Origin of the sequence: Neobacillus sp. SuZ13, assembly GCF_030123365.1 — a bacterium.
Classification (GTDB): Bacteria; Bacillota; Bacilli; order Bacillales; family Cytobacillaceae; genus Neobacillus.
Map to the genome: position 1 here is coordinate 4,560,809 of NZ_CP126107.1, position 12,430 is coordinate 4,573,238.

Consider the following 12,430-nt stretch of genomic DNA (forward strand, 5'->3'; position numbering starts at 1 on the left):
TTACTCATCTCCTTTATTCCATTGCACTTTTACACTGATATCTAGTGCCTTGTAAGAATGAGTTAAGTACCCAAGGGAAATATAATCAACGTCCGTGTCGCGATAATCAGCAATATTAGCCAATTGGATTCCGCCGGAGGCCTCAGTAATAATCGTCGCAGGAACCAATTGAATTAATTCTTTAATTTCATCCGGAGTCCGGTTATCAAACATGATCACATCTGCCCCTGCATTTACCGCTTCTAACACCTGATCTTCCGATTCCACTTCGACTTCCACTTTCACCATATGACCTGCCTTTTTCCGAACCGCTTCTACTGCTTTCGAAATGGAACCAGCAAATGAAATATGGTTATCCTTGATCATGACCCCATCATATAAACCGTAGCGATGATTAAATCCCCCTCCACAGCGAACGGCATACTTTTCAAGCATGCGAAGCCCCGGAGTAGTTTTCCGGGTATCACATATTTTCGTATGGCCGCTATCAAGGGTTTCGACCGTTTTTCTTGTGAGCGTGGCAATCCCGCTCATACGTTGGACCAGGTTCAGGATTACTCTTTCCCCTTTTAATAAATCAGCTATTTTTCCGGAAACTTGAGCTAACTTATCACCATAGTTTATTGCTTGGCCATCCTTCACAAACACACGTGTGGAAATCTCGTTATTTAGCAACTGGAACCCTGTCTTTATAACTTCCTCTCCACAAAAAATCCCTTTGTCTTTGGCAAGAAAAACAATTTCTCCTTTTGTTTCATCTGCAAAGATTAAATCAGTGGTAATATCCTGTTCCCCGATATCTTCAATAAAAAACTTCTCAAGTTGCGAGCGCAGTTTCAATGTGTTCATTAGACTTTTTCCTTCCTTGTTTATAGTTATGAATAATTGATTTCCGCAACCAATGGTGATCATCTTCTTTTGGGCAATCACTTCGAAAATGCCCGCCCCGGCTTTCTGTCCGTTTTAATGCTGCATCTGTCATTAGCTTGGCAGTGACCAGCATAAAAATCTTTGTTATCTGTTGAGTGGTACACGTATCTAAATGGATTGTTTCGGCCTTGAATTGCTGTAACCAAGCTTGCTGTTTTTTCAAATTCACTTCATTACGAACAATTCCCACCCGTTCCATCATCGAATCCTTAATTTGTTGGACATGCGGTAAATAAACTTCTTTTTCTTTTGTAAAATGAGAATCCGAATGTTTTGGTTCTATTTGGGGACTTTTCCATCCTTCATTTATCCACTTCGATAACTGTTCTCCTTGAAATAATCCCTCTAACAAGGAATTACTTGCTAGACGATTGGCACCATGTAAACCTGTACAAGAGGATTCGCCGATCGCATATAGTCCATTTAGGGAAGATCGTCCGATTAAATCGGTTTTAATTCCGCCCATTAAAAAGTGGCTGCCTGGAGCTACAGGGATTTTCCCATCCGCAATTTGGATCCCATGTTCCTCACATAGGGCTGTAATCGAAGGAAATCTCACCCTAAAATCTTCAATGTTACTTATATCTAAATAGATCTGTTTTCCTTTTTTCAAGTATTCATAGATTCTTTGGGAGACGACATGCCTTGGTCCGAGATCCTTTAACGGGTGAACCCCCTCCATAATTCGGGTCCCATCTTCTGTAACGAGAATGGCACCTTCTCCCCTTACTGCTTCAGAAATTAAGCCGTTTGTTTCTCCGTTTATATATAAGAGTGTAGGATGAAATTGATTAAATTCCATATCAACGATGTCGGCGCCGGCTAAATAAGCCATTGCAATCCCATCACCCGAGACAGTTTTGGCGTTAGAAGTGTAAGTATATAGCTGACCACAGCCCCCCGTTGCGATGATTACATGATGTCCATAAAATCTTTGGATGGAACCCGCGGCTGTTTTCGCTTTAACACCAATGCAAATGTTCTGTTCGCTATTGAGGAGTAATTCATAAGCGAAGACATTTTCCTCGACAGTGATATTTCTTTTTTGCTTAAGCTCAGTGATCAGGTACTCCATGACGTTCTTACCTGTAGCATCACCGCCGCCATGGACAATTCTTTTCTCACTGTGTGCCCCTTCCATCCCAAGAAACAATTCGCCAAGTTGATTTTTATCAAAGATCTCTCCTTGTCGTGCCAGGTTCTTGATAAGTTCCGGCGCCGCAGTAATAATTTCCTGAACCACCTCTTGATTGTTGTGAAATCTTCCCGCTTCAAGTGTATCGACCACATGCTTAGAGGGGTGGTCGTTCTCCCCCAGTGCAGCCGCGATCCCACCTTGAGCTAGATAAGAATTGGCTGTTCTTAATTTTTCCTTTGTGAGTATCCTCACATTTAAATTGCTAGATAACTGAACAGCCAGCTGTAAGGCGGCTATTCCACTTCCAATTATTAATACATCATCATTTGCCATGTTGACCCTCCTGACATAACAGGTGTCTTGACATATATATTTACATAGAATTAAACTAAAAACAAGTATTTTTATAGAAAAGTAGAATCGCCCGTCCTTAAAAAAATTGAATGGGAGAAGGATCATGAAATATTTTGATTATGCAGCGACCACTCCACTAGACCCTGAAGCAGCTGAGGTGTATTTAAAAGTGGCAACAGAATACTATGGTAATTCCAGCAGTCTCCACGATATTGGTGGACAATCAGCTGCCTTACTGGAAAATTGCCGCGAAGAATTGGCCAGTCTAATGGGAATTGATAAAAATGGGCTGTTCTTTACTAGTGGTGGGACAGAGGGGAATTTTTTAGCCATCGAGGCTTTGTTATCCTCTAATAAAAAAGAGGGTAAGCATATAATCGCAGGCATGGCGGAGCATTCATCCATCCATGGAATCCTATCGAGATTAAAGGAAGCTGGATATGAAATCACCCTGCTTCCGCTTAATGAAAACGGCCTGATTGATCAAGAACAGCTGGTCCATTCAATTAAGCAAGAAACCATTTTACTCACCCTGCAGCATGTAAATTCTGAAATTGGCACCATCCAGCCAATCGATACAATTGCAAAGATTTGTAGAGAAAACGAAATCCACTTCCACAGTGATTTTGTTCAGTCGTTTGGAAAAATAGATGTAAAAAGACTAGCTTCACTTGTCAGCAGTTTTACTTTTTCAGGTCATAAAATCTATGGTCCAAAAGGCATTGGCGGAGTATATGTCGATCCTCAACTTAAATGGGAGCCTTTTTTTCCAGGAAGTTCTCATGAACGCGGATTTCGTTCAGGTACAGTCAATGTTCCGGCTATTGCTGCGATGACAGTTGCTGCACAGAAAATAATCGGAAAATTGCCAGAGGATACAAATAGATATGGATTACTGCGGAAAGCTTTTATTGAGACACTTGAGCCAATTAAAGAACAGGTGAAAATATATCAAGCGGGCGATGCCTCTCAACAGCTCGCTAATATCATCGGGCTCAGGATTTCTGGTATTCAGGGTCAATGGATGATGCTTGAATGCAATCGGCTTGGATTTGCTATTTCAACCGGAAGTGCCTGCCAAGTAGGTATGCAATCCCCGGCAAAAGTGGCTCAGGCACTAAGTTTAACCTCTGATGAAGCAAAAGAGTTTATCCGTATTTCTTTTGGTCAATCCACTCGATTGAAAGATGTGGTTGACCTGGGTGAGAGGATCGTGAATATCGTTCATGCCTTCAAGGCAACTGCAGTTATATAAAAAAATTAAACTATGCTAAAATAGGGAAACAGCAATAGAAAATAGGAGGAATTATATGGTAGAGCCAAAAAAAATATTAGGAGAAGAAAGGAGGTCTTTCATTTTACAACTGCTAAAAGACAGTCCTGTCCCGGTGACAGGAAGTGAATTGGCTAATCGAACCAATGTAAGCAGGCAGGTGATAGTCGGTGATATTACGCTGCTTAAAGCAAAGAATGAACCCATTATTGCAACGAGCCAAGGTTATATTTATTTAAAGCAAAACACCAGCACTTATTCCTTTGAAAGAACGATTGCCTGCAGGCATTCACCTAATGACACTGAAAAAGAGCTGAATTTGCTCGTTGACCATGGAGTATTTGTGAAGGATGTCAAAATTGAACACAAGGTTTATGGAGATTTGACGGCATCAATCATGGTTTCTAATCGCCAAGAGGTGAAACAATTCATGGCAAACATGCAAAAGACCGGAGCCTCTTTATTATCGGAACTAACCGAGGGAATCCACCTTCATACGATCTCAGCATCAAGCATCCAAGTCTTAGATGAAGCTGAAAAAGCTTTAAAAGCAGAAGGCTTTTTAATTGAGTCATAAGAAAAGCGCAAGCGCCCTGGTCAGCGGCGTATGGCCTGGAGCGCTCCAACTGAGATAAAGGAAACACGAAGAGCCGAAGGCGATTCGATGTTGACTTATCGTAGGGCGGAGAGCGAAGGACACTAGCCGCTAGGGTGCTGGAGCTAGACAGTAATTTTAGTAAAACCTCACATAAAAAGGACCCGAATTGGGTCCTTTTTATGTTTAATCTAAACTCACCATAACAGATGGATAACTGCCTAGTATTGTAACCCCGCAGCCTAATGCTTCTATTTCTGCTATTGCTCCAGGAATCAACACTTCATCCACTTTCATTTCGAGGTCAATAATGAAAAAATAATTGCCAATTCCGGTTTTCATCGGTCTCGATTCAATTTTAGATAAATTCAATTTTCTCCAAGCAAAGGCGGATAATACCTGATGAAGAGCACCAGCGCGATCCGATGGGAGTGTAACCATCAGTGTTGTTTTATAATGAGTTGATCCGCTAATCGCCTGAAAATCAAGTTCTTTCTTGGAAAGAACAACAAACCGAGTATGATTATAATCAAAATCATGTACATTTCTTTTGACAATCGATAACCCGTATTCCTGCGCAGCAAGTTCATTGGCAATAGCTGCAATTTTCAAATCAGGGTGTTCCATTACCATTAATGCCGCAGCTGCTGTTGATGAGACGCTTTGAAACGGGACACCTTTTAAATGGTTATGTAGAAATTTATGGCATTGGGCAATCGCATGGGAGTGGCTATACACCTTACTAACATCCTGCCATTTTTCCTGATTATCAGGATGTACCATTAAATGCTGCTTGATTGGCAAGGTTATTTCACCAATTATTGGTATTTGGACTTCCTGTGTTAAATAATCGAGTGTAATGTTCACAGAGCCTTCTAGCGCATTTTCAATTGGAACAACAGCCAATTCTACTTCTTTATCAACTATGGCATCCATGCTAGCAGGAATTGTTTGATAGGGCTCATGTTCATATCCTTGAAATACCTTTTTTACGGCTAATTCTGTGAATGTAGCTTTTGGTCCTAAGTATCCAACTTTCACTGTTTCCCCACTCCTTATTTTTATAAAAAGAGAGCTGAGAACCGGGTGTAGTTTGTCCTACACACCTGTTCCCAGCACTTCTACCTTCTCTACAAATTCGAGCTTCCTAAGTTCCTCAAGTAACTCATCTATTTCCATCGTGATGTTTGAAGTGTTTAATGAGAGTGTTACATTTGCCCTGCTTTGCAACGGAATCGTTTGGTGAAGGGTAACAATATTGCAGCCTGAGTTTGCTACAACACTGAGCAAGTGTGACAGCGTACCAGAGCGATCTTCCAAATGAAAGAAAAGCGAGACAATCTTTTCTTTTTTTATGGTTGAAAAAGGAAAAACAGTATCTCGGTATTTATAAAAGGCGCTTCTGCTTAAATCTACTTTTTGAACAGCATCCGCAACAGATTCGGCCTTACCTCTTTCCAGCATTTCTTTTACATCAAGCGTTTTCTTCATTGCTTCCGGCAAAACATCTTCACGCACTAAGTAAAATTTCTTATCCATTTTTATCACTCTACCTTACTCTCTTTTGGACACGTTCCCTTCTACTCAATAAACTCAAATTCAAACTCCATTAATTTCACAATATCCCCGTCTTTTGCTCCTCTTTCCCTCAAGGCTTCATCTACACCAAGACCACGAAGTTGACGTGCAAAACGGCGAACGGATTCTTCTCTCGAGAAGTCTGTCATCTTAAAGAGTTTATCTGTCTTTTCACCAGAGACGACAAATGTGCCATTCGGTTCTCTTGTAATTTTAAATGCTTCCGGTTCTGCCTCGTGCTTATAAAGAACACGGTGCACACCCGTTGTTTCCTCCTCATCCTCGTGCTCAAGTGGAAATTCAGGTGTTTCCTCAATCTTATCTGCAACAGCATACAATAATTCACGAAGACCTTTTCTTGTTACGGCTGAAATCGGGAAGATTGGATAATCCTCTTCGAGCTGCTCTCTAAACTTTTTCAAATTTTCTTCAGCTTCCGGCATATCCATCTTATTGGCAACGATGATTTGCGGACGCTCGGTCAAGCGCAAATTATATTCACTTAATTCGCGATTGATGGTCTGATAGTCCTCAAATGGGTCTCTGCCTTCCATCGCAGACATATCAATCACATGGACAATCACTCTCGTCCGTTCAATATGACGCAGGAATTGATGTCCTAAGCCCACACCTTCACTTGCTCCTTCAATTAAACCTGGAAGGTCTGCCATGACAAAGCTGCGCCCATCTTCCGTTTCGACCATCCCAAGATTCGGAACAATCGTTGTAAAATGATACTCAGCAATTTTCGGCTTTGCCGAAGATACAACGGATAACAGTGTTGACTTCCCTACGCTTGGAAATCCAACTAGACCAACATCAGCAAGCAGTTTTAATTCAAGGATTACTTCCCGCTCTTGACCTGGTTCCCCATTTTCAGAAAGCTCTGGTGCAGGGTTTGCAGGGGTGGCGAATCGTGAATTTCCGCGCCCGCCACGGCCGCCTCTGGCGATGATTGCTTGTTGTCCATTTTCAACTAAATCAGCAATCACTTCTTTCGTATCTGCATCAATTACCACTGTTCCAGGCGGTACCTTGACAATCATATCCTTTGCACCGGCACCGTGCTGGTTTTTGGACATGCCATGCTCGCCGCGCGGTGCTTTAAAATGACGCTGATAACGGAAATCCATTAATGTACGTAAGCCTTCATTTACTTCAAAAACAACATTGGCACCTTTCCCGCCATCCCCACCTGCTGGACCGCCTTTTGGTATATATTTTTCTTTACGGAACGCGACCATACCATTACCGCCGTCTCCGCCTTTTACATAAATCTTCGTTTGATCAACAAACATCTTATTCCTCCAGTCTGCAATTCAAATCAAAAAATGTCACGAAAAGAGTCTTAGCTTTTCCTATTTTTTTTGATAAGGTAAATAAACTTCTAATGCGAATTCGCTTTCTGAGAAGTCCTTGACCACGATGTCGAGTAGACTAAATGGTTCTGAAAGGAATTCATTCATTACTTCGCTTTTAATTATTATCCCGCTAAAATCAAAAAAGAAACGAATCCCCTTTAATTCCGGGTCAATTGTTACAGATAAATGATTTTCTTGAAAAGCTTCAATCGTCTCATTTAAACTTTTAAATAAATGGGATGTCCACTTTGTCAACAGGTCCTCATTGATTGGATCAACTTTCGTATCATGAAGGACCTCATATTCAAGTTTAAAGGAAGGATTCTCCCAATTTGATTTTAACAATAGTGAGGCAAACAAAGGCATTTTCAAATTTGAAAGCTTTGACTCATGCTGCGCTTCGATAATGATTTCATCAATGACCGCTTTTGCCCGGTCGATTCGATTTAAATCCAAGTTCCCCTTTATTAGTTGAAGCCTATTTAACCAATCATGACGAGCATGCCGCAGCACTTCAACAATATCCCAATCTTTCTCCATACGTACACTCCCACATTAAGTGTCACAACACTAGTTTGCTGATAGTATATCAAAAAATGAACCATGAGTAAGCTTATTTTGTGATGAAAGTTAATTAGAGGCAAAAAGAAGCATCTACGTAGCGTTTCCCGAAGTATATTATGGAAGGAAAAATTCGCTGGCAAAAAGAAAACTCTAACCAATCAGGTTAGAGTTTTCAAAGAATCCTTAAGCTTCTTGAGCTACTGGATAAACGCTCACTTTTTTGCGATCACGGCCGACACGTTCAAATTTCACAACGCCGTCAACTTTTGCAAAAAGTGTATCGTCGCCTCCACGGCCAACGTTTTCACCTGGGTAAATCTTTGTACCGCGTTGACGGTAAAGGATTGAACCACCAGTTACGAATTGTCCGTCTGCACGCTTAGCACCAAGGCGCTTTGCGATAGAGTCACGTCCGTTTTTTGTAGAACCTACACCCTTTTTAGATGCAAACAACTGAAGATCTAATTTTAATAACATTTATTCCACCTCCTGCTTTTTGAAGGTAATCTTTATGTGCTTTCCGTATTCTTCTTCAATCGCCCGTAATGAAACAGCCATGCCTTCAAGAAGAATTTGCACTTTCTCTTGCGTGTTATCTGGAAGATCTTCCGGAATCACACAGCGGAGAAAACCATCTGCTCGATGTTCAAGATCAGGAGTGACACCGGTTAGCTCATGCACCGCATTAATCGCACCTACAGATACGGCTGATACGCCTGCACAAACAATGTCTTTCCCACGATCTGCAAACAATGCATGTCCGCTCATTTCAAATGATTGAATCGTTCCGGACTTCGTACGATAAATCGTAATGTTAATCATCTATGATCCAACACCTTACGCGTTGATTTTTTCGATGACAACTTTAGTATAAGGTTGACGATGACCTTGCTTCTTACGGTTGTTTTTCTTCGCCTTGTACTTGAAAACAATGATTTTCTTTTGACGGCCTTGTTTTTCAACTTTAGCTGTAACTGTAGCACCTGCAACAACAGGAGAACCTACCTTTACGTTTTCACCGCCAACGAAAAGAACCTTGTCAAAAGTAACTGTTTCACCAGCTTCAACATCTAATTTTTCGATGTAGATAGCTTGGCCTTCTTCAACTTTCAATTGCTTACCGCCAGTTTCGATAATTGCGTACATGAACTGCACCTCCTTATAAACTCAGACTCGCCATACACAGGCGCTTTAAGCATATGCTAAAGACTTAGGACCTGTTCTGTGCGGTTGTAGCACGGGTGCGCTACAAACATAACATTAAAATCCTAACATATTCTAGGCAAAAGTGTCAATAGAAATTTAGGAAGATCATTTTCAATCCAATCATTTTTGAACAATCTCATTTTCATTGCCAAACTGCTTTATAACATAATAATGGCGGTTAGACGGCTGAATCGAAAAAAACAACTTAAGATGTAAGAGCTCTTCTAAGGCTTCCCGGTGGGCTTCATTTGGCCCTAGCAGCTTTTCTTTTACCTCAGTGGTCGTTTCCACCAGGACAGCCTCAAATTCAGAATAGCGGTGCTCTAATAGCTCTCGTTCAAGCCGAAAACCAACCGTTTCTGGACTAAGAATCCGGCCCGTCCCATTACAGACAGGACATTTCACCTCGAGTGCCTCTGAAAGAGTAACCTTCGTTTTCTTTCGTGTTAGTTGTAGAATGCCTAACGGGGTAAAGCCAATAATCTTTGTTCTTTTTTGATCCTTGGCTAATTCCGATTCGATAAGAGCATGAATAGCCTGCTTGTCCTTTTCACGTTTCATATCGATAAAATCGATGAGGACGATTCCGCCAATATCACGCAGACGGAGCTGACGCACGACTTCCTTTGCAGCCAACTGGTTGGTTTTTAACACCGTTTCCTGATAATCCGTCTTTCCAGAAAATTTGCCGGTGTTCACATCAATAATCGTCAGCGCTTCCGTTTCATCAAATATTAGGTAGGCGCCGTGATCAAGCCAGACAATCCGTTTGAGGGCTTTATCAATTTCATGCTCGATATTATGTACTGAAAAAATATTCTCTTTTCCATTGTAGTAAATATGTTTGACCTGATTATTTCGCTCCTCAGAAAGCTTTTTTAGTGGTAGGTCATCGACGATTACCTCTCCGTCTTTCATTCTCCCCACCTTATCCAAGACCATTTCGATGAAAGTGTCCTTTTGAAAAATAATCCCTGGCTTTTTAAGGCCTGCCGTTTTCTGCAACAGTTGTTGATACTGCTCGCGCAGGTTTGTTAGTTCAGAGTGTATTTCTTCTTCGGTACTTGAAAGGGAGGAAGTTCGAAAAATCATCCCTTCTTCGTCTGTTTTTAAGTGACTGCCGATTCGGCGTAGTGTTGCTTGTTGCCTATCATCCGCAATTTTTTTTGAAACGGCCACATAACGACCCTTGGGCATGTAAATGAGATTGGGCCCCGAAATTTCAATAATCCCCGTAACTCGGGCACCTTTCGTGCCAGTCGCGTCCTTATCGACTTGCACAAGCATTTTTTCTCCTTGATGAACGAACGAGCTGACGTTTTTTTGTTTATCTTGTGAAAAGAGATAGGAAGGAAGCACATCCCGGTGTAAATACGCATTTTTTTCCTCGCCTATATCAATGAACACGGCATTCATGCCGGGCAATACTTTCGTCACAGTCCCAAAATAAATATTACCGACCAGTGATCGATGTTCTGGCCGGTCAAAGACGATATTTTCTACACGGTTATCTTTTATATAAGCCAATCGCTTTTCCCGTGAGTTGTAGTTAATGATTAACGTTTCCAAACAAGCGACCTCACTTTTTTCTACTTTCTAGCTCCAGCTCCCAGCAACTAGTGTACTTCGCACTTCTCCCTACGATAAGTCAACATCGAATCACTTCGCTCTTCGTGTTTCCTTTATCTCAGTCGAAGCGCTCCAGTCCATACGTTGCTAAACGGTCGCTTTCGCTTTTCTTTTTATTATACCTTAGTAATAAGAAAAGAGAAGGTCGCTGATTTTGTCGGTTAAGCGTTTTTCGGTAAAGTAGGCGTGTAAGAGTTCATTTTCATCTAACATCCCTTTTTCCTTGCCATCGGCTTCGACAATGATTGGATGTTTGCAGCCGCGTTGAAACTTTTCTAAAACGTGAATAAGTAATTCCTCTTCATTGGCCTCAATTGGTTTCAATGTTTGCAGACTTGATTTCTTGCCATAATAGCGCTCCAATAAAAATCTCATAAAGATATAGCGGCGCTGCTTCCACTCATGGTAGAGCGAGAAATAAAGGAAGGCAATGATGACCCAGACATTGATATGAGTTGGGGCTGCTACAACAATAACCAGCGAAAAGATCGACAAACTTACCAAGGAAAGGATAAGCGTTAAGCGATGGGCGATTGGGAAGGAACTTTTTAATGAAAGCAGTAAGAATACCAGTTTCCCGCCATCAAGCGGCCAAACAGGAAATAGATTGAATACGAGTATCATCAGATTATAGCTAAAAAATAGGTGAAAAAGGTCCACAGATATCAGGTCCATGCTAACCAATCCATACGCTAAGGCCACCATCCACACATGTTGGAGCGGCCCTGCTAGTACGACAATCATCTCTTCTTTTAACGGGCGATTGCCATGCTCATCCATTTCGGCAACCCCGCCAAACGGCAGCAGGGTGATTTTTTTGATTCTCCATGAAAAAAAAGAAGCCGCAGCCGCATGCCCCAATTCATGGATGAAAATAATTCCAAGTAATAAGCAAACCTCAAGGAAATGAGCTGTGGCAACTGAAATGGCAATGACAATCCATAATAATGGATGAATACTAATCAGTCGAAGTAAATTTATGGCTTTATTCAAAGCGTATCACCTGAATGGGATCGATAAATTTATCGTCTTTTTTAATGGCAAAGTAATATTTACCTTTGCTTTTATCTTCACCTGTGGTTCCAGAGACGGTGCCAACTACTTGTCGTTTTTCGACATACTCATATAATTTAACGTCGATTTCATCCAAATTCCCATACCATGTTTCCGTTTTATCTGCATGTTGAACGACGACTGTTTTTCCAAGACCTTCTTTTACACCCGCAGACATAACAAATCCCTCATTAATCGTTTGGACGGACGCCCCTTTTCCCGTTTCAATCATAATTCCCTGCCCGTTCTTTTCGAAGTTTTCAAGGATTTTCCCCATTGCTGGGACGGAAAACTCAGTTTCAGCCACCTTTTTTTTCTCCGTTTGATCTTTATCCGAAAAAGGCAGCAGGGCTAAAGGTTTTCCAAATTTACTTTCGTACCAGTTTGATACGGTTGCAAACTTAAAATCCTGGTCCATTGTTTTAGTCACCAAGGCTCTTGCAGGGTCAAAGGTAGTGGAATGGTTCCGAAATAATATAGCAATCACTAAAAATAGGAGGATAGAGGACAAAATTTTGAAAAAGAAAACTTCCTTCTTAAATAAAGGATGCCCGTCCTCACTATCACTCCCCCCTGGAGGAGTATACTGATTAAAACCATATTTTTCATCGTCACTAGGCCAAGCAATTTGGCGGTCGGGACTTTTTACAGATGTTGTTCCTTTATCATTTTTTCGCTTTGCGATTCGTCGCCGAATTTCTTCCGGTGTAGACCGCGCCATTTCCATCCACCCTTTTCACACTAATTTG

The 12,430-nt window shown here is 41.4% G+C and carries 14 protein-coding genes and 1 other annotated feature; of the genes, 2 read left to right on the forward strand and 12 right to left on the reverse strand.

The window, feature by feature from the left end; genetic code table 11:
• Positions 1-849 (reverse strand): carboxylating nicotinate-nucleotide diphosphorylase, encoded by an 849-nt coding sequence (gene nadC / locus QNH17_RS22590; protein WP_283875265.1) that lies wholly within the window; start codon positions 847-849, stop codon positions 1-3.
• The gene (gene nadB / locus QNH17_RS22595; protein ID WP_283875266.1) at positions 818-2,401 is read right to left on the reverse strand and encodes an L-aspartate oxidase; all 1,584 of its coding nucleotides are present in this window, start codon (positions 2,399-2,401) and stop codon (positions 818-820) included. Before nadB ends, nadC begins: the two co-directional genes overlap by 32 nt.
• Positions 2,402-2,525: 124 nt before the next feature.
• Between nadB and QNH17_RS22600 the strand changes: the two genes are divergently transcribed.
• Together QNH17_RS22600 and QNH17_RS22605 are read left to right on the forward strand one after the other, a co-directional pair.
• Positions 2,526-3,677: an IscS subfamily cysteine desulfurase gene (locus QNH17_RS22600; protein WP_283875268.1), complete on the forward strand. Its 1,152-nt coding sequence runs from the start codon at positions 2,526-2,528 to the stop codon at positions 3,675-3,677.
• Positions 3,678-3,732: 55 nt separating this feature from the next.
• Positions 3,733-4,272 (forward strand): transcription repressor NadR, encoded by a 540-nt coding sequence (locus QNH17_RS22605; protein WP_283875269.1) that lies wholly within the window; start codon positions 3,733-3,735, stop codon positions 4,270-4,272.
• Between the two features lie 204 nt (positions 4,273-4,476).
• Here QNH17_RS22605 and pheA read toward each other — a convergent pair whose 3' ends face one another.
• From pheA to QNH17_RS22655, 10 genes are all read right to left on the reverse strand, one after another.
• Positions 4,477-5,331, reverse strand: coding sequence for a prephenate dehydratase (gene pheA, locus QNH17_RS22610; protein ID WP_283875271.1), 855 nt, complete (start codon positions 5,329-5,331; stop codon positions 4,477-4,479).
• A gap of 57 nt (positions 5,332-5,388) precedes the next feature.
• Positions 5,389-5,829: an ACT domain-containing protein gene (locus QNH17_RS22615; RefSeq protein ID WP_283875272.1), complete on the reverse strand. Its 441-nt coding sequence runs from the start codon at positions 5,827-5,829 to the stop codon at positions 5,389-5,391.
• A 41-nt stretch (positions 5,830-5,870) separates the two neighbouring features.
• On the reverse strand, positions 5,871-7,166 hold the full coding sequence (gene obgE, locus QNH17_RS22620; protein ID WP_283875273.1) for a GTPase ObgE: 1,296 nt from the start codon (positions 7,164-7,166) through the stop codon (positions 5,871-5,873).
• 60 nt (positions 7,167-7,226) lie between these two features.
• Positions 7,227-7,769 carry a Spo0B C-terminal domain-containing protein gene (locus tag QNH17_RS22625; protein WP_283875274.1) on the reverse strand — a complete coding sequence of 181 codons (543 nt, stop codon included), beginning with the start codon at positions 7,767-7,769 and terminating at the stop codon, positions 7,227-7,229.
• Positions 7,770-7,976: 207 nt separating this feature from the next.
• Entirely contained in the window at positions 7,977-8,270 is a 294-nt protein-coding gene (gene rpmA, locus QNH17_RS22630; protein ID WP_026563442.1) for a 50S ribosomal protein L27, read from the reverse strand.
• Positions 8,271-8,615, reverse strand: a complete 345-nt coding sequence (locus tag QNH17_RS22635) for a ribosomal-processing cysteine protease Prp (RefSeq protein WP_283875275.1) — start codon at positions 8,613-8,615, stop codon at positions 8,271-8,273.
• A gap of 15 nt (positions 8,616-8,630) precedes the next feature.
• Positions 8,631-8,939 carry a 50S ribosomal protein L21 gene (gene rplU / locus QNH17_RS22640; RefSeq protein WP_026563440.1) on the reverse strand — a complete coding sequence of 103 codons (309 nt, stop codon included), beginning with the start codon at positions 8,937-8,939 and terminating at the stop codon, positions 8,631-8,633.
• A gap of 13 nt (positions 8,940-8,952) precedes the next feature.
• Positions 8,953-9,035: a sequence feature (ribosomal protein L21 leader region), on the reverse strand.
• Between the two features lie 84 nt (positions 9,036-9,119).
• Complete coding sequence (locus tag QNH17_RS22645; RefSeq protein ID WP_283875277.1) at positions 9,120-10,568, reverse strand: Rne/Rng family ribonuclease; 1,449 nt, start codon at positions 10,566-10,568, stop codon at positions 9,120-9,122.
• A gap of 183 nt (positions 10,569-10,751) precedes the next feature.
• Complete coding sequence (locus QNH17_RS22650; protein ID WP_283875278.1) at positions 10,752-11,621, reverse strand: M50 family metallopeptidase; 870 nt, start codon at positions 11,619-11,621, stop codon at positions 10,752-10,754.
• Positions 11,614-12,402, reverse strand: coding sequence for a M23 family metallopeptidase (locus tag QNH17_RS22655; protein ID WP_283875279.1), 789 nt, complete (start codon positions 12,400-12,402; stop codon positions 11,614-11,616). Before QNH17_RS22655 ends, QNH17_RS22650 begins: the two co-directional genes overlap by 8 nt.
• Positions 12,403-12,430 lie beyond the last annotated feature (28 nt).

Coding starts and splice junctions, on each gene's coding strand:
- nadC (WP_283875265.1), bottom strand. CDS start 849: ATGAACACATTGAAACTGCGCTCGCAACTTGAGAAGTTTTTTATTGAA.
- nadB (WP_283875266.1), bottom strand. CDS start 2,401: ATGGCAAATGATGATGTATTAATAATTGGAAGTGGAATAGCCGCCTTA.
- QNH17_RS22600 (WP_283875268.1), top strand. CDS start 2,526: ATGAAATATTTTGATTATGCAGCGACCACTCCACTAGACCCTGAAGCA.
- QNH17_RS22605 (WP_283875269.1), top strand. CDS start 3,733: ATGGTAGAGCCAAAAAAAATATTAGGAGAAGAAAGGAGGTCTTTCATT.
- QNH17_RS22615 (WP_283875272.1), bottom strand. CDS start 5,829: ATGGATAAGAAATTTTACTTAGTGCGTGAAGATGTTTTGCCGGAAGCA.
- obgE (WP_283875273.1), bottom strand. CDS start 7,166: ATGTTTGTTGATCAAACGAAGATTTATGTAAAAGGCGGAGACGGCGGT.
- QNH17_RS22625 (WP_283875274.1), bottom strand. CDS start 7,769: ATGGAGAAAGATTGGGATATTGTTGAAGTGCTGCGGCATGCTCGTCAT.
- rpmA (WP_026563442.1), bottom strand. CDS start 8,270: ATGTTATTAAAATTAGATCTTCAGTTGTTTGCATCTAAAAAGGGTGTA.
- QNH17_RS22635 (WP_283875275.1), bottom strand. CDS start 8,615: ATGATTAACATTACGATTTATCGTACGAAGTCCGGAACGATTCAATCA.
- rplU (WP_026563440.1), bottom strand. CDS start 8,939: ATGTACGCAATTATCGAAACTGGCGGTAAGCAATTGAAAGTTGAAGAA.
- QNH17_RS22655 (WP_283875279.1), bottom strand. CDS start 12,402: ATGGCGCGGTCTACACCGGAAGAAATTCGGCGACGAATCGCAAAGCGA.